17 protein-coding genes and 5 tRNA genes are annotated in these 17,735 nt (G+C 34.2%); all 22 read left to right on the forward strand.

All coding sequences use genetic code 11. The annotated features are described in order from the left end of the window. Window positions 1-16: 16 nt before the first annotated feature. The 22 genes from DK441_RS27055 (at window position 17) to rpoB (ending at window position 17,723) form a co-directional block, all read left to right on the forward strand. Complete coding sequence (locus DK441_RS27055; RefSeq protein ID WP_024768898.1) at window positions 17-238, forward strand: PspC family transcriptional regulator; 222 nt, start codon at window positions 17-19, stop codon at window positions 236-238. Next, a complete protein-coding gene (locus DK441_RS17405; protein ID WP_109851830.1) occupies window positions 235-1,251 on the forward strand; it encodes a TrkA family potassium uptake protein in 1,017 nt (338 codons plus the stop codon). Before DK441_RS27055 ends, DK441_RS17405 begins: the two co-directional genes overlap by 4 nt. Window positions 1,252-1,350: 99 nt before the next feature. Further along, window positions 1,351-2,952, forward strand: a complete 1,602-nt coding sequence (locus tag DK441_RS17410; protein ID WP_109851831.1) for a sodium:alanine symporter family protein — start codon at window positions 1,351-1,353, stop codon at window positions 2,950-2,952. Between the two features lie 14 nt (window positions 2,953-2,966). After that, window positions 2,967-3,845 (forward strand): helix-hairpin-helix domain-containing protein, encoded by an 879-nt coding sequence (locus DK441_RS17415; RefSeq protein ID WP_109851832.1) that lies wholly within the window; start codon window positions 2,967-2,969, stop codon window positions 3,843-3,845. A gap of 149 nt (window positions 3,846-3,994) precedes the next feature. Next, entirely contained in the window at window positions 3,995-5,161 is a 1,167-nt protein-coding gene (locus DK441_RS17420) for an acyl-CoA dehydrogenase family protein (RefSeq protein WP_109853551.1), read from the forward strand. Window positions 5,162-5,401: 240 nt separating this feature from the next. Continuing rightward, window positions 5,402-6,781: an alpha-amylase gene (locus DK441_RS17425; RefSeq protein ID WP_109851833.1), complete on the forward strand. Its 1,380-nt coding sequence runs from the start codon at window positions 5,402-5,404 to the stop codon at window positions 6,779-6,781. Window positions 6,782-6,869: 88 nt separating this feature from the next. Continuing rightward, a complete protein-coding gene (rpsU, locus tag DK441_RS17430; protein WP_024768892.1) occupies window positions 6,870-7,064 on the forward strand; it encodes a 30S ribosomal protein S21 in 195 nt (64 codons plus the stop codon). Window positions 7,065-7,188: 124 nt separating this feature from the next. Then, window positions 7,189-8,079 (forward strand): tyrosine-type recombinase/integrase, encoded by an 891-nt coding sequence (locus tag DK441_RS17435; RefSeq protein WP_109851834.1) that lies wholly within the window; start codon window positions 7,189-7,191, stop codon window positions 8,077-8,079. A 68-nt stretch (window positions 8,080-8,147) separates the two neighbouring features. Further along, the gene (gene hpf, locus DK441_RS17440; RefSeq protein WP_025665924.1) at window positions 8,148-8,450 is read left to right on the forward strand and encodes a ribosome hibernation-promoting factor, HPF/YfiA family; all 303 of its coding nucleotides are present in this window, start codon (window positions 8,148-8,150) and stop codon (window positions 8,448-8,450) included. Window positions 8,451-8,551: 101 nt separating this feature from the next. Continuing rightward, a tRNA-Thr gene (locus DK441_RS17445) sits at window positions 8,552-8,625 on the forward strand. A 128-nt stretch (window positions 8,626-8,753) separates the two neighbouring features. Further along, a tRNA-Tyr gene (locus DK441_RS17450) sits at window positions 8,754-8,835 on the forward strand. A gap of 100 nt (window positions 8,836-8,935) precedes the next feature. Then, a tRNA-Gly gene (locus DK441_RS17455) sits at window positions 8,936-9,008 on the forward strand. A 246-nt stretch (window positions 9,009-9,254) separates the two neighbouring features. Then, window positions 9,255-9,326: transfer RNA gene (locus tag DK441_RS17460), tRNA-Thr, on the forward strand. A gap of 58 nt (window positions 9,327-9,384) precedes the next feature. After that, the gene (tuf, locus tag DK441_RS17465) at window positions 9,385-10,572 is read left to right on the forward strand and encodes an elongation factor Tu (protein ID WP_024768889.1); all 1,188 of its coding nucleotides are present in this window, start codon (window positions 9,385-9,387) and stop codon (window positions 10,570-10,572) included. Between the two features lie 58 nt (window positions 10,573-10,630). After that, a tRNA-Trp gene (locus DK441_RS17470) sits at window positions 10,631-10,703 on the forward strand. A 102-nt stretch (window positions 10,704-10,805) separates the two neighbouring features. After that, on the forward strand, window positions 10,806-11,003 hold the full coding sequence (secE, locus tag DK441_RS17475) for a preprotein translocase subunit SecE (protein ID WP_025665926.1): 198 nt from the start codon (window positions 10,806-10,808) through the stop codon (window positions 11,001-11,003). Between the two features lie 9 nt (window positions 11,004-11,012). Next, window positions 11,013-11,567, forward strand: coding sequence for a transcription termination/antitermination protein NusG (gene nusG, locus DK441_RS17480; protein WP_024768887.1), 555 nt, complete (start codon window positions 11,013-11,015; stop codon window positions 11,565-11,567). A 75-nt stretch (window positions 11,568-11,642) separates the two neighbouring features. Beyond that, entirely contained in the window at window positions 11,643-12,080 is a 438-nt protein-coding gene (rplK, locus tag DK441_RS17485) for a 50S ribosomal protein L11 (RefSeq protein ID WP_024768886.1), read from the forward strand. Between the two features lie 18 nt (window positions 12,081-12,098). After that, window positions 12,099-12,794, forward strand: a complete 696-nt coding sequence (gene rplA, locus DK441_RS17490) for a 50S ribosomal protein L1 (RefSeq protein WP_074408232.1) — start codon at window positions 12,099-12,101, stop codon at window positions 12,792-12,794. Between the two features lie 15 nt (window positions 12,795-12,809). After that, window positions 12,810-13,331, forward strand: coding sequence for a 50S ribosomal protein L10 (gene rplJ / locus DK441_RS17495; protein ID WP_024768884.1), 522 nt, complete (start codon window positions 12,810-12,812; stop codon window positions 13,329-13,331). Between the two features lie 68 nt (window positions 13,332-13,399). After that, complete coding sequence (gene rplL, locus DK441_RS17500; RefSeq protein WP_025665929.1) at window positions 13,400-13,777, forward strand: 50S ribosomal protein L7/L12; 378 nt, start codon at window positions 13,400-13,402, stop codon at window positions 13,775-13,777. Window positions 13,778-13,913: 136 nt separating this feature from the next. Further along, window positions 13,914-17,723, forward strand: coding sequence for a DNA-directed RNA polymerase subunit beta (rpoB, locus tag DK441_RS17505; protein WP_109851835.1), 3,810 nt, complete (start codon window positions 13,914-13,916; stop codon window positions 17,721-17,723). Window positions 17,724-17,735 lie beyond the last annotated feature (12 nt).

The following is a 17,735-nucleotide window of genomic DNA, read 5'->3' on the forward strand; positions in this document are numbered from 1 at the left end:
ATAATTATTTTGCGACATGCTTTATAATCTAAGACAATTTTTAGAACGTAACGGGTTTTATGTTTCCTCCAGGTTAGCCGATAGGTTGGGAATGCGAGCAAAAAATGTACGGTTGTTCTTTATTTATTTAACCTTTGCCACTGTGGGATTAGGTTTTGTAATATACCTTAATCTGGCATTTTGGCTAAAATTAAAAGATTTGGTTTATACTAAACGAACTTCAGTATTTGACCTATGAAAAAGATCTATAGATGGGGAGTGCCAAAAATATATATTGCATTAATTTTATTAATTATAGTAATTGCTATCGGAGTACTGGGATTTCGGTTTTTTTCTAACTATTCCTGGGTAGATGCCTTATATATGACAGTTATTACTTTGTCTACTGTGGGTTTTGGAGAAGTTCAACCATTAGATGATAGTGCAAAGTTATTTACTGTATTCCTTATCTCGACTAGTGTAGCCATATTTGCATATTCTGTATCAGTAATAACAGAATATATTGTAAGTAAAAATGATCCTAAAAGACTTCAATATCGAAAAACACAAAAAATGATACATCATATTGAAAATCATATTATTATAATTGGTTATGGCCGTAATGGTAAACAAGCTGCCGCCAAATTGTTAGCATACAATAAACCATTTATTATTATCGAAAAAGACGAAGCAGTAATAGAAAGATATCAAAATGAAAACCTGTTTTTTCTAAAAGGTAACGCCACAGAAGACGAAGTATTAATAGAAGCAGGTATTAAAAGAGCTGCTTGTTTAATATGTACATTACCAGAAGATGCAGATAACTTGTTTATTGTGCTTTCTGCAAGACAAATTAATAAAAAACTCAAAATAATTAGTAGAGCTTCTCAAGATACTTCTTATAAGAAAATACGATTAGCCGGTGCAGATAATGTTATTATGCCAGATCGTATTGGTGGAGATCATATGGCGTCTTTAGTAGTAGTGCCCGATTTAATAGAGTTTTTGGATAACCTTTCTATTGTAGGTAAAAAATCTATAAATATCGAAGAAATTTCTTTTGAAGACATGTTTGATGATAAAATAGAAAGAACTATTCTTGATATCGATATGAGATCCAGAACAGGATGTACCATTATAGGTTACAAATCACCAGAGGGAGAATATATTGTAAACCCAGAAGCTAATACCTTATTAAAACCAAGTTCTAAGATTGTAGTTTTAGGCCGCCCTGAACAAATTAATCTTTTAAATAAGGAGTTCGATATTTGAGAATTAGAAACATTTAACATCTAAAAAAATTGTAAACAAATGTTTTTTTTACCATCTTGCTCACTTCTTAACAATTAAATTCAATTAATTCACAAAATCATGAAGAGAATTCTTCTTTCACTTTTAGCACTTACCATTCCATTTTTTACATTCGCACAAGAGGTCACAGAAAAGGGACTTGATCAGAAAATAGATGAAGGTTTTAAACCTGTATCCGACTTTTTCTCTGCAGTAATTTTCTTTGAAGTTTTTGAAGGTGCTCCGTTTGTTATCATATTATTAGTATTAAGTGCCCTGTTTTTTACTTTGTATTTTGGTTTTCCTAATTTCAGGTATTTTGGAAAAGCCATTAATGTGGTACGAGGAAAATATGATGATGTTGAAGGACATAGCTTAGGAGATCCATCGGCTGCGGTAGATGGTGATATAAGAGATACCATACGTGATGAGTCTAAGGAAGGAGAAGTTAGTCATTTTCAAGCACTGGCAACAGCAGTTTCTGGTACTGTGGGTAACGGTAATATTGCTGGGGTAGCTTTGGCAATTGCACTTGGAGGTCCAGGAGCAACATTTTGGATGATTATTTGTGGATTATTAGGGATGTCTACCAAGTTTGTAGAATGTACCCTTGGAGTTCAGTATAGAGATGTAGGAGAAGATGGTACTGTATATGGAGGTCCTATGTATTATTTAAGTAAAGGATTAAAAGAAAGAGGATTTAATGTTCTAGGGAAAATTGCAGCAGTTATATTTGCTATATTTTGTATAGGAGGATCTTTTGGAGGTGGTAATGCAGCGCAATCTAATCAGGCTACAGTTGTTTTAAAGGAGCTTTTAGATCTTCAAAGTACAGGAGCAGGGTTTTGGATTGGAATAGTCCTGGCAATTCTTGTTGGAATTATTATTATTGGAGGAATTAAACGTATCGCTTCTGTAACAGAAAAGGTAGTTCCTTTTATGGCTATCTTATATTTGTTAGCTTGTTTATATATAATTTTTGGTAATTTCTCTTTAGTAGATGATGCTATTGGTTTGATTATTAGTGAAGCTTTTAATCCAACAGCTATTGGAGTAGGAAGTATTATAGGAGTTTTACTAGTTGGTTTTAAAAGAGCTGCATTTTCTAATGAGGCAGGAGCAGGTTCGGCATCTATTGCGCATTCTGCAGTAAAAACTAAATACTCTGCCAGTGAAGGACTTGTTGCTTTGCTAGAACCTTTTATTGATACAGTAGTGATATGTACAATGACTGCATTAGTAATTATTATTTTCAATTTTGGCGGAGCATTTGAGTATGGAGGTGATGGTTCTGGAGCAGTGTTCATTGATGGAGTATCCTATGAAGGTGCGGGGATAACTTCTATGGCTTTTGCAAAATATATACCTTATTCTAATGTATTTTTAACCATTGCTGTAGTGTTATTTGCGGTGTCGACTATGATTTCGTGGTCGTACTATGGTTTACAATCCTGGAAATTCTTATTTGGTAGAGGTAGAGCTGCTGATTTAACTTATAAACTATTGTTTTTAACGTTTGTAATAATTGGAGCAGCAGCGAGTATGAGTTCTATTTGGGCATTCTCTGATGCAATGATTTTTGCGATGGTATTTCCAAATATGATTGGACTGTTCTTTTTATTTCCTGTCGTTAAAAAACAACTATCTAGATATTTTGAGGCGATAAAAGCATCAAAAAGTTAAAAAGACTATTTTTTATGAATTATAAAAAATCCCATTTCGAAATACATTCACGTTTTCGAAATGGGATTTTTCTTTTATCAATTATCCTATTTGCTACACTTATAGGATATTATTTTTATCCAAAATCCCCTTCTCAACAGTATAGTTTTGCTGAACTTACCTCTTTTCAGAAGCAAATAGACTCGCTTAAGAGTGTAGCCGAACAACAAAAAAAAGAATATCATCTACAACCTTTTAACCCAAATTTTATCTCAGACCATAAGGGGTATATGTTAGGACTTTCTACAAGAGAGCTAGATCGACTTCATATGTACAGAAAAGATGATAAATGGATCAATTCTATTGCGGATTTTAAAAAAGTAACTCAGGTTTCTGATTCGGTTCTTTCGGTTATCTCTCCTTTATTTAAATTTCCAGAATGGACAAAAAAGAGTAATGCTACAGTATATAGAAAATACCCTAAAAAGAAATTCCCTGCTAAATCATATGATCAAAAAAAAGATTTAAACACAGTTTCTAGTGAAGAACTAGAGCAAAGTATTGGCCTACCTGATTTTGTTGCAGAAAGAATAATCAAATATAGAAATAGTATAGGAGGCTTCAATCTGGATATTCAACTTGAGGATGTTCGCGGTCTATATGATAATCAGAAAGATAAAATTTTATCCATGTTTACGGTTAAAACACCTAAAAAGATAAAAAAAATAAATATCAATACTGCGTCAGTCAATGAATTAGTAGAAATACCATATTTTGATTTTGAAATGGCGTTGGATATTAAAGAATTTATTGAAGACAATGGGAATATTTCAAACTTTAATGAATTAGGAAAAATTGAGGGTTTTTCTCTCAAAAAAATAGATAGAATAAAGTTATATTTGACATTGAATTAAGAATCATTAAAAAATTGCTGCGAATTTTGATGAATCATTAAAATAATAATTGATTCATAAGCCCATTTTATGAATTTCGGTTTTATTGTATTGAGGAAGTAATCATTATGAGTAGTAATATGTTAACTAAAAAAAACGAAGGTTGTCATATGAATAGTATGTATTTTACAGAAGAGCACGAATTATTTAGGCAAAGTCTCAGGGAATTTCTGAAAAAAGAAGTAACTCCACATATAGACAAATGGGAAAAAACTGGAGATATTGATCGGTTTATTTGGGAGAAGTTTGGTGAAATGGGGTACTTTGGAATTGCGTATCCAGAAGAATACGGTGGACTAGATCTCGATCTGTTTTATACTGTGATACTTTTAGAAGAACTACAAAAAATTAATTCTGGTGGTTTTGCTGCTGCTATATGGGCACATGCATATTTGGCGATGACACATCTAAATAAAGAAGGTGATCATAGAATTAAAGAAATGTACTTGAAACCCAGTATATCTGGTGAAAAAATAGGATGTTTAGGTATTACAGAACCTTTTGGGGGGTCTGATGTTGCAGGAATGAGAACCACAGCAATAAAAGAAGGAGATCATTATGTAGTTAATGGATCTAAAACCTTTATTACTAATGGTGTTTATAGTGATTATCTGGTTATTGCTGCAAAAACAAATCCCGAATTAGGAAATAAAGGGATAAGTATCTTTGTTGTTGACAGAGATACTCCAGGAATTTCTGCTACCAAATTAGAAAAATTGGGATGGAAAGCTTCTGATACAGGAGAAATTGCTTTTGATAATGTGAAAATTCCTGCGAATAACTTAATGGGAGAAGAAAACAAAGGGTTCTCATATATTATGCAACATTTTGCTTTAGAAAGGTTGATAATGGGAGTTAATGCACATGCGCGAACAGAGTATGCATTAGAATATGTTATACAATATATGTCAGAGCGAGAAGCTTTCGGGAAGACAATTGATAAATTTCAGGCGCTAAGACATACTGTAGCAGATATTGCAAGTGAAGTAGAAATGTGTAAAGAATTTAATTACTCTGTTGCTAAACGACTTAATGATGGGAAATATGTAGTTAAAGAAGCCAGTATGTCGAAGTTGATTTCTACCAAAATTGCTGACGAAGCAATATATAAATGCCTACAACTATTAGGAGGCTACGGGTATATGGAAGAGTATCCAATAGCAAGGCTATTTAGAGATAGCCGATTAGGTCCAATAGGAGGCGGAACTTCTGAAATATTAAGAGAAGTAATTGCTAAGATTATAATTGATAAAAAAGAATATAAAGCGGCAACGTAAAATAGTATAGATTTTTTTAATAAAATTTTATATACCAAAAAAACCTCGGGGAGAAATCTCGAGGTTTTTTTTATTCTATACTTTTTAGGTTTAAAATAAGTGCTTATTATTTTTTACTAGTAAAAAATAATAAAGTTTAAAGTTTTATCAACACGCAAACGTTTGCGTGAGATTTCAAACGTTTTCGGCTTTTGTAAAATACTTAATTTGATAAAAATTTAACACAAACATTAGTTAATTATGAAAATCAACACATTTTTTTATGGACTTCTCACTATAACGTTTTTGTTTATTAGTTGTAGTAAAGATGAGATTTTAGACGAAGCAGCACCTGAGTCTGGGGATTTACAGGAAGAGGTTTCTTCAAAAGCACTAAAACAAATTGGTTCGGGAGTAATGATGCAAGCTTTTTATTGGGATGTTCCGGCAGGAGGCACCTGGTGGAATGTTGTAAAAGGAAAAGTAAATAGTTGGAGTAATGTAGGTATAGATGCTATTTGGTTACCACCTGTTAGTAAGGCTATGAATGGAGGGTTATCTATGGGATATGATCCCTTTGATTATTATGATTTTGGGGAGTATAATCAAATGGGGAGCACCGAAACCAGATTTGGTTCGCGCTCAGAATTAACCAGTTTAATTACAACAGCACATAATAATAGTCTAAGTGTAATTGCAGATATAGTGATTAATCACAATAGTGGAGGAGATTCTGAAGCCAATATTTTTACTAATTCTAATACATATACAGATTATAACCCTCTATCTGGGTTGTTTGAAAGAACTCAGTATGATTTTCATCCAAATGATTACCATACTAATGATTCTGGTATTTTTGGAGGTTTTGCAGATATGTGTCACCACAAAAGTTATGTACAGGATTGGTTATGGAAAAAACCTAATTCTGTAGCGAAGTATTATAAAAATACTATGAAATTTGATGGTTGGAGATTTGATTACGTAAAAGGATTCGAACCTTGGGTTCCAAAAGAGTTTAGAAATGCAGTAGGAGGATTTGCTGTAGGAGAGTATTGGGATGGAAATGTAAATACATTAAAGTGGTGGACAGATCAGACACAGATGTCTGCATTTGATTTTGGGTGTTATTACAAAATGAGAGATGCGTTTATGGGGAATAACCTGAATGCGCTTAGCGGAGATATGCTATGGAAAAGAAACGCCTCTAGAGCAGTTACTTTTGTGGCTAATCATGATACCGATGAAATTATTAATAACAAAATACTCGCCTATGCATATATTTTGACTCATGAAGGATATCCCGCGATTTTTTATAGAGATTATGAGGATTGGTTAGATAAAAATAAAATGAATAATCTAATTTGGATCCATAACAATCTTGCAGGAGGAAACACAACAAACCTTTGGACAGATAATGACGAATATATCGCTAGAAGAAATGGAGGAAGTGGTAAAAATGGTTTAGTGGTATATATTAATAATTCAGATTCATGGCAGGAAAGATGGATCCAGACCAATTGGTCAAACAAGAAAATTAAAGATTATACCGGTCATTCGGGATGGGAACCAACTACGCAAGGAGGTAAATGGGTTAAAATTCAGGCACCACCAAAAGGCTATTCTGTTTGGTCTTTGAAATAATATTAAATATTATTGAAGAAAACTTTGTGGATAATAGTTTTGTATTATCTTTGCACCCTAATTATTTCTAAAGAAAGGAGGTGCCACTATGTTAATTATACCAGTTAAAGACGGAGAAAATATAGATAGAGCGTTAAAACGTTTTAAAAGAAAATTTGATCGAACAGGAACGATGCGTCAGCTTCGTAAACGTCAAGCGTTTTCAAAACCTTCTGTTGAAAGAAGAGCGCAGATTCAAAAAGCGCAATATATTCAACACTTAAGAGATCAAGAAGAAATTTAAAGATAAATAACGCTGTCTTTATAATGTTTCTTCTTACGAAGAAACTAGACTGCCGTTTTTCAGTATAAATTTTAACCGTTAGGATGCCAAAAGTTTTATACTTTTGTTTTCTAACGGTTTTTTTATGTTCATTTCTGAGTTTATAGAGTACTTACTTCATGAAAAAAATTATTCTAAGCATACAGTGACAGCTTATAAAGCAGATTTGCTGTCTTTTTTAGAATTCTATCAAATAGAATACGATACTTCGAAGATAGCCGATGCAAACTATGCTCAGATTCGTTCCTGGATTGTGAACCTCGTTAATGATGGTGTTTCTAATCGAACGATTAATAGAAAGGTGTCTTCTCTTAAAACATATTATAAATTTCTGCTTAAGTCAGAACAGATAGATAAGAACCCTCTGGCGAAGCATCAAGCTTTAAAAGCACCTAAAAAGCTTCAAATACCATTTTCTACGCAAGAAGTAGAAGATGTTTTGAATGATTTAAGAGATGATCAGGATTTCGAAAGTGTTAGAGATAGGCTGATTGTAGAGCTTTTTTATGCTACAGGAATAAGAAGAATAGAATTAGTAAATCTTAAACTATCAGATGTAGATATAAGTCAGAAGCAAATAAAAGTCTTGGGTAAACGTAATAAAGAAAGATATTTGCCGCTTCTTTCGTCGGTTTGCGATACGTTAAGCTTGTATTTGATCGTGAGATCTGATTTGATTACGGGGCAAGAACCTTCCTTTTTGCTTTTGACAAAAAAAGGAGTTAAAATCTACGAAACACTTGTGTATCGCATTATAAATAGTTATTTTAGTAAGGCATCTTCAAAAGTAAAAAAGAGTCCGCATATTTTAAGACATTCTTTTGCGACACATTTACTAAATGAAGGGGCAAATCTAAATGCTGTAAAAGAATTGCTTGGCCATTCCAGTTTAGCTGCTACTCAGGTATATACTCATCATAGTGTAGCTCAGTTAACAAAAGTATATAAGCAATCTCATCCAAGGAATAAAAAATAAAGATGAGTTGTTAGCTTGTCAATCTTTTTGGCTTAAAATTTTGTTCAATCTAATTAAACTAACAACCTATGAAAGTGAACTTGCAGTCCGTAAATTTTAATGTAGATCAAAAGTTGGTGAATTTTACTCAAACTAAATTGGATAAGTTAGAAACTCATTTTAATCGAATAATTCATGCAGATGTATTTTTGAAAGTTATGAATACGAGCAGTAAAGAAAATAAAATTACGGAGATTTTATTAAGTGTACCGGGAGATGAATTTATGATAAAAAAAATTAATAAATCCTTTGAAGAAGGTGTAGATGAGTGTGTTAGTTCGTTAGAAAGACAGCTTAGAAAACGTAAAGAAAAATTAAATGCACATGTTTGATTATTTTTTTTGAAAAATAGTTTTGTGAAAGAAATAAATTCTATACATTTGCAGTCCGTTAGAAATAGCGGACTTTTTTATGTTCTAAAACATGGTGAAAAGCCGATGTAGCTCAGCTGGCTAGAGCAGCTGATTTGTAATCAGCAGGTCGTGGGTTCGAGTCCCTCCATCGGCTCTAAAAAAGCAATTTTTTTAAATAAAAAATAAAGCTTTTTAAATAGAATTTTGAATTGTAAAATAAATGACTATTTTTGCGCACTCAAAATTCAATAAGTTCATTTTAAAATATTGAATTTTTTAATCGGGGAGATACTCAAGCGGCCAACGAGGGCAGACTGTAAATCTGCTGACTATGTCTTCGCAGGTTCGAATCCTGCTCTCCCCACATAATTTTAAAATAAGCATCAACTTAATTTGTCTAGATGTTTTTTTTAAAGAAGTTAAAAATAAAATTCTGTTCTGAAATTTTTAATTCAGAACTAAAAGCGGGAGTAGCTCAGTTGGTAGAGCGTCAGCCTTCCAAGCTGAATGTCGCCAGTTCGAACCTGGTCTCCCGCTCTAAGAATTTTCTTTAACCGATAAATGATCTTCTTTGAATTTTATATATCGGTAATAAAAAAAAGCAGGATGAAAAACTTGCATAGAGAGTGAGGCCTTATTTTTGAGGTTTTTAACTTTAAAATAGAGCAAATCTTAATTGTAAACTAATTAAGGTTGGATTTTTAACATAAATGTAATGATTGATCGGATTCCTTTCTTATAGTAATGAAAGTGCTCTGATTTGTCATTATACTCGTGTAAAAAGCCGGTGTAGCTCAGGGGTAGAGCGTTTCCTTGGTAAGGAAGAGGTCACGAGTTCAAATCTCGTCATTGGCTCTAGGTTCAGAATTTTAAATTGAACACTAATATATAACTAAGATTAAATAAATTAATTATGGCAAAGGAAACTTTTGATCGTTCCAAACCGCACTTAAATATTGGTACTATTGGACACGTTGATCACGGTAAAACGACTTTAACTGCTGCGATTACTAAAGTATTGGCAGATGCAGGTCTTTCTGAAGCAAGAGATTTCGATCAAATCGATAACGCTCCTGAAGAAAAAGAAAGAGGTATTACTATTAATACATCTCATGTTGAGTACCAAACGGAGAATCGTCATTATGCACACGTTGACTGTCCAGGTCACGCCGATTATGTAAAGAACATGGTTACTGGTGCTGCTCAAATGGACGGAGCGATCTTAGTAGTTGCTGCTACAGATGGTCCTATGCCACAAACTCGTGAGCACATCCTATTAGGACGTCAGGTTGGTATTCCTAGAATTGTTGTATTCCTTAATAAAGTGGATATGGTTGATGATGAGGAATTATTAGAGCTTGTTGAAATGGAAGTAAGAGATCTTCTTTCTTTCTATGAGTATGATGGAGATAATGGTCCTGTAATATCTGGTTCTGCACTTGGAGCTCTTAATGGAGAACAAAAATGGGTAGATACTGTAATGGAATTAATGGCTGCTGTAGATGATTGGATCGAGTTACCAAAGCGTGATGTTGAGAAAGATTTCTTAATGCCGATTGAAGATGTATTTTCTATTACTGGTCGTGGTACTGTTGCTACAGGTCGTATAGAAACAGGAATTGCTAATACTGGAGATCCAGTTGAGATTATTGGTATGGGAGCTGAAAAGCTTACTTCAACTATAACAGGTATCGAGATGTTCCGTCAAATCCTTGATAGAGGTGAGGCAGGAGATAATGCTGGTATCCTATTAAGAGGTATTGAGAAAACTCAGATTTCTCGTGGTATGGTAATCACTAAGCCTGGTTCTGTAACTCCACACAAAAAATTCAAAGCTGAGGTATATATCCTTAAGAAAGAAGAAGGTGGACGTCACACTCCATTCCATAATAACTACCGTCCTCAGTTTTATGTACGTACAACTGATGTAACAGGAAATATTGCTCTTCCTGATGGAGTTGAAATGGTAATGCCTGGGGATAACTTAACTATTACTGTTGAGCTAATTCAGACAATTGCAATGAATGTAGGTCTTCGTTTTGCGATCCGTGAAGGTGGTAGAACAGTAGGTGCTGGTCAGGTAACTGAAATTTTAGACTAATACAAGATAGTATATAAAAGTTAAGGTATTCGTTGATACGAATACCTTGACTTATGTTACGGGTTTAGCTCAGTTGGTAGAGCACTGGTCTCCAAAACCAGGTGTCGGGAGTTCGAGTCTCTCAACCCGTGCAAAGTCAATCAATATTGTATGTATACAGTATGGATTGTTATAATAATGAGTTTTATAACGAAATTAAAATTTGTTTTTGATTCGTTTAAAAAATAAACAAGATGGCTGGACTAGTAAATTACATTGCAGAATCATATAATGAGCTAAAGAATCATGTGACTTGGACCCCTTGGGCAGAAGCACAAAGACTTACTTTGATTGTAATCGTTTTTTCGGTTATTTTTTCCTTAGTTATCTGGGGTATAGATACTGCATTTAGTAATGTGATAGAATATTATTTTACTTTAGTTAAATCTTAAATTTTTAAAATGGCTGAAGTAGATAATACGAAGAAATGGTACGTGGTAAGAGCGGTAAGCGGTCAGGAAAATAAAGTTAAAGACTATATCGAGCGAGAGATTGCTCATATGGGACTTGAAGATTATGTTTCTCAGATTCTTGTACCTACAGAAAAAGTAGTGCAGATTCGTAATGGAAAAAAAATAAATAAAGAAAGAGTGTATTTTCCCGGTTATGTTATGATAGAAGCTAACCTTTCTGGAGAAATACCACATATCATTAAATCTATTAATGGTGTAATAGGTTTTCTTGGTGAAGTAAAAGGAGGAGATCCTGTACCACTAAGAAAAGCAGAAATTAATAGAATGCTAGGTAAGGTTGATGAACTTGCAGTTAAGACTGATAATGTTGCAATTCCTTATACAGTAGGAGAGACAGTAAAAGTTATCGATGGACCATTTAATGGGTTTAACGGTACTGTTGAAAAAGTAAACGAAGAAAAGCGTAAACTTGAAGTAATGGTTAAGATTTTTGGAAGAAAAACACCATTAGAGTTGAGTTATATGCAAGTAGAAAAAATATAATAATTGTTACATTATAGATCCAGAGTTGTTCTTTTGCTTCCACTTATAGAACAATTCTAATTTAAAATTAGAAAAATGGCTAAAGAGATAGGTAAAGTAGTAAAATTACAAGTGCGTGGAGGAGCGGCAAACCCATCCCCACCAGTTGGACCTGCTTTAGGTGCTGCCGGAGTAAATATCATGGAATTCTGTAAGCAATTCAATGGTAGAACACAAGATAAAGCTGGTAAAGTATTACCGGTTGTAATTAATGTGTATACAGACAAGTCTTTTGACTTTGTTATCAAAACTCCACCAGCAGCTGTTCAGATACTGGAAGCAGCAAAACAGAAAAAAGGTTCTGGAGAGCCTAATCGTAAAAAAGTAGCTAGTGTTACTTGGGATCAAGTTCGTACAATCGCAGAAGATAAAATGCAGGATTTAAATGCATTTACTGTAGAATCTGCTATGAAAATGATTGCCGGTACCGCTCGTTCAATGGGTGTAACTGTAAAAGGACAAGCTCCTTTTTAATCCAAAAACGTTTACAAAATGGCAAAAGTAACTAAAAAGCAAAAAGAAGCGAAAGCTAAGGTTGATAGCAACAAAGCATATTCGGTAGAAGAAGCTTCTTCTTTAATAAAAGAAATAACAAACGTAAATTTTGATGCTTCTGTAGATCTTGCTGTTCGTCTGAACGTAGATCCACGTAAAGCAAATCAAATGGTACGTGGCGTGGTAACATTACCTCACGGAACAGGAAAAGATGTTAAAGTATTAGCATTAGTAACACCAGATAAAGAAGCTGAAGCTAAAGAAGCAGGAGCTGATTTCGTTGGTCTTGATGAATATCTTGATAAAATTAAAGGTGGATGGACAGATGTTGATGTAATCATCACTATGCCTAGTGTTATGGGTAAATTGGGACCATTAGGTAGAGTATTAGGACCTCGTGGATTAATGCCTAACCCAAAAACTGGAACAGTAACCATGGATGTTTCAAAAGCAGTTTCTGATGTAAAGGCAGGTAAGATTGATTTTAAAGTAGATAAAACCGGTATTGTTCATGCAGCAATAGGTAAATCTTCTTTCGATGCCGAGAAAATAGCAGGAAACGCTAAAGAATTATTAACAACATTGGTAAAGTTGAAGCCACAGACTGCAAAAGGAATATATATTAAATCAATATATATATCTTCTACAATGAGTCCTGGTGTAGAGATTGATACTAAAAACTTTGCTGGGTAATTAAGATAAACGATTATGACAAGAGAAGAAAAATCACTAGTAATTGATGACTTAACTGCTCAGTTAGCTGATAACACTAATATCTATTTAGCTGATATTTCAGGTTTAGATGCAGGAACAACTTCAAATTTACGTAGAGCTTGTTTTAAAGCTAATGTATCATTAAAAGTAGTTAAGAACACACTCCTTGCAAAAGCAATGGAGAATTCAGATAAAGATTTTGGAGAATTACCAACAACATTAAAAGGTAATACTTCCATTATGTTTGCTGAAACCGGAAATGCACCAGCAAAGGTAATTAAGGAATTTCGTAAGAAATCCGAAAAACCTGTATTAAAAGGAGCATTTATAGAAGAGGCAGTATATGTAGGTGACGAAAACTTAGACGCTTTAGTTAATATTAAGTCTAAAGAAGAAGTTATCGGAGACATTATTGGTCTATTACAATCACCAGCTAAGAATGTTATTTCAGCATTAAAATCAAGTGGTGGTACTATAGCCGGTATTCTTAAAACATTATCCGAAAAAGAAGGGTAATTAATAGTAGTGTACGCACTTTTTAACAATTATATTTCAATTAAAAAAATTATTTAAAACGATAGAAAATGGCAGATTTAAAAGATTTCGCAGAACAATTGGTTAACTTAACAGTAAAAGAAGTTAATGAGTTAGCTGATATATTAAAAGAAGAATATGGTATCGAACCTGCTGCTGCTGCAGTAGCTGTAGCTGCTGGCGGTGGTGCTGGTGGAGGAGATGCTGCTGAAGAAAAAACAGAATTTGATGTAATCCTTAAGGCTGCAGGTGGTGCTAAACTAGCTGTTGTAAAACTTGTAAAAGAACTTACAGGTCTTGGTCTTAAAGATGCTAAAGGATTAGTTGATGAAGCTCCTAAAGCAATCAAAGAAGGAATATCTAAAGATGAAGCAGAAGCTCTTAAAGCACAATTAGAAGAGGCTGGAGCTGAGGTTGAGCTTAAATAAGCTTACCATATATTGACATATAGGTTTAGACCCATCATGCAATGATGCCTGATGAGGTCTAAACCATTTTGCGTATATAAACATTAAGTTACAAATACGCACCCTTTTTTAAATTTTAATTTAATTCCGTCCATTGATGTTAGCAACGCAAACTGAAAGATTGAATTTCTCTTCTGTAAAGAATAGACCTGATTATCCTGACTTCCTGGATATTCAGATCAAATCCTTCCAGGATTTCTTTCAACTAGAAACAAAATCTGAAGAAAGAGGAAACGAAGGTTTATACAACACCTTCATGGAAAACTTCCCGATTACAGATACTCGTAATCAATTTGTACTAGAATTTTTAGATTACTTTGTAGACCCTCCAAGATATGATCTGCAGGAGTGTATAGAAAGAGGTCTTACCTATAGTGTACCTTTAAAAGCCCGTCTAAAACTTTTCTGTACAGATCCAGAACACGAAGATTTTGAGACTATTGTTCAGGATGTGTACTTAGGTACAATTCCTTATATGACACCCAGCGGTACTTTTTGTATTAATGGGGCAGAGCGAGTAGTCGTATCTCAATTACACCGTTCGCCGGGAGTATTCTTTGGACAATCATTCCATGCCAATGGAACAAAATTATATTCTGCAAGAGTAATTCCTTTTAAAGGTTCTTGGATAGAATTTGCTACCGATATCAATAGTGTAATGTACGCTTATATCGATAGAAAGAAAAAATTACCGGTAACTACACTTTTCCGTGCAATTGGTTTTGAACGTGATAAAGATATTTTAGAAATATTTGATCTTGCAGAAGAAGTAAAAGTTTCTAAATCCGGATTGAAAAAAGTTTTAGGTCGCAAGTTAGCAGCTCGTGTATTGAATACATGGCATGAAGATTTTGTCGATGAAGACACAGGAGAAGTTGTATCTATTGAGCGTAACGAGATCGTTTTAGATCGTGATACCATCTTAGATAAAGATCATCTTGAAGAGATTATCGAATCTGGAGCAAAAACCATTTTGCTTCATAAAGAAGATAATCAAAAAGGAGATTATGCAATTATCCACAATACTTTACAAAAAGATCCTACCAACTCTGAAAAAGAAGCGGTAGAACATATATACCGTCAATTACGTAATGCAGAACCGCCCGATGAAGAAACTGCAAGAGGTATTATTGACAAGTTATTCTTTTCTGATCAACGTTACAACCTTGGTGAAGTAGGTCGTTATAGAATGAATAAGAAATTGGGACTTGATATTGCAATGGATAAGCAAGTGCTTACCAAAGAAGATATTATTACCATTATAAAGTACTTAATAGAGTTAATTAATTCTAAAGCTGAAATTGATGATATCGATCACCTTTCTAACCGTCGTGTTAGAACTGTAGGAGAGCAATTATCACAACAGTTTGGAGTTGGTCTGGCACGTATGGCTCGTACCATTCGGGAACGTATGAATGTTAGAGATAATGAGGTTTTTACACCGATTGATTTGATCAATGCTAAAACGTTATCATCTGTAATTAATTCGTTCTTTGGTACAAACCAGTTATCTCAGTTCATGGATCAAACCAATCCATTAGCAGAGATTACACATAAGCGTAGACTTTCGGCTCTTGGACCTGGAGGTTTATCACGTGAGCGTGCAGGTTTTGAGGTACGTGATGTACACTATACACATTACGGTCGTCTATGTCCTATTGAAACACCTGAAGGACCAAATATTGGTCTGATCTCTTCACTTTCTGTATTTGCAAAAGTGAATTCGATGGGATTCCTTGAAACTCCATATAGAAAAGTAGAAGAAGGAAAGGTTGATCTTTCTGGATATACATACCTAAGTGCAGAAGAGGAAGAAGAAAAATTAATAGCTCAGGCTAATATTCCGTTAAAAGAAGATGGCGCTATAGATTCTGATAAGGTAATTGCACGTATGGAAGGTGACTTCCCGGTAATTGACCCAACCAATGTTAATTATGCCGATGTTGCTCCTAATCAGATAGCATCTATTTCTGCATCTTTAATTCCGTTCTTAGAACATGATGATGCAAACCGTGCATTGATGGGATCAAACATGATGCGTCAGGCAGTACCATTATTAAGAGTTGATGCTCCTATTGTAGGAACAGGATTAGAGCGTCAGGTAGCATCAGATTCCAGAGTATTGATTAATGCAGAAGGAGAAGGAGTTGTTGAGTATGTAGATGCACAAAAGATTACCATTAAATACGATAGAACCGAAGAACAAAGAATGGTAAGCTTTGATGACGATTCTAAAACCTATGAATTAATAAAATTCCGTAAAACGAATCAAGGTACCAATATAAACCTTAAACCCATCGTTAATGTTGGGGATCGTGTTAAAAAAGGTCAGGTATTGTGTCAAGGATATGCTACAGAAAAAGGAGAACTTGCACTAGGTAGAAACATGAAAGTAGCCTTTATGCCTTGGAAAGGGTATAACTTTGAGGATGCGATTGTGATTTCTGAAAAAGTAGTACGAGAAGATATCTTTACTTCAATCCATATTGATGAATATTCTCTTGAGGTTAGAGATACCAAATTAGGTAATGAAGAATTAACTAATGATATTCCTAACGTTTCTGAAGAAGCTACCAAAGATCTTGATGAAAACGGAATGATCCGTGTTGGAGCAGAAATCAAACCGGGTGATATTCTTATCGGAAAAATTACTCCAAAAGGAGAAAGTGATCCTACTCCAGAAGAGAAACTATTAAGAGCAATCTTTGGAGATAAAGCAGGAGATGTTAAAGATGCTTCTTTAAAAGCTTCTCCTTCTTTACATGGTGTGGTAATTGATAAAAAATTATTTGCCCGCGCTATAAAAGATAAGAGAAAACGTTCTCAGGATAAAGAAGATATTGAGATTTTAGAAAGATCATACGATACAAAATTCGAATTACTAAAATCTGAATTGGTAGACAAACTATTTGCTATCGTTGGTGGTAAAACTTCTCAGGGAGTTATGAACGACCTAGGAGAAGAAGTGCTTCCTAAAGGTAAAAAGTATACTCAGAAAATGCTTAATAGTGTTGATGATTATGCTCACCTTACTAAAGGAACATGGACTACCGATGATGCTTTAAATAGTATGGTTGCGGATCTTATCCATAACTACAAAATTAAAGAAAATGATTTACAAGGTAATCTTCGAAGAGAGAAATTTACGATCTCTGTAGGAGATGAATTACCTTCTGGAATTATAAAACTTGCTAAAGTTTATATCGCTAAGAAACGTAAGCTAAAAGTAGGTGATAAGATGGCAGGTCGTCACGGTAACAAAGGTATTGTTGCGCGTATTGTAAGAGAAGAAGATATGCCATTCTTAGAAGATGGAACACCAGTAGATATCGTATTAAATCCACTTGGGGTACCATCTCGTATGAACATTGGTCAGATTTATGAAACAGTATTAGGATGGGCCGGACAAAAATTAGGTAGAAAATATGCTACCCCGATTTTTGATGGAGCATCTTTAGATCAGATTAATGAATTTACTGATGAAGCAGGAATTCCAAGATTTGGACATACTTATCTTTATGATGGAGGAACGGGAGATCGTTTCCACCAGCCGGCTACAGTAGGTGTGATTTATATGCTTAAGCTTGGTCACATGGTAGATGATAAGATGCATGCACGTTCTATAGGTCCTTACTCGTTGATTACTCAACAACCACTTGGTGGTAAGGCTCAATTTGGAGGTCAACGTTTTGGAGAGATGGAAGTTTGGGCGCTAGAAGCTTATGGTGCTTCTGCAACCTTACGTGAGATATTGACGGTAAAATCTGATGATGTTATAGGAAGAGCGAAGACATACGAAAGTATTGTTAAAGGCGAACCTATGCCAGAACCAGGATTACCAGAATCTTTTAATGTATTAATGCACGAATTAAAAGGTCTGGGTCTGGATATCAGATTAGAAGAATAGTAAATGCTAATT

It is taken from the genome of Aquimarina sp. AU58, from assembly GCF_900312745.1.
In the GTDB taxonomy this organism is placed as follows: domain Bacteria; phylum Bacteroidota; class Bacteroidia; order Flavobacteriales; family Flavobacteriaceae; genus Aquimarina; species Aquimarina spinulae.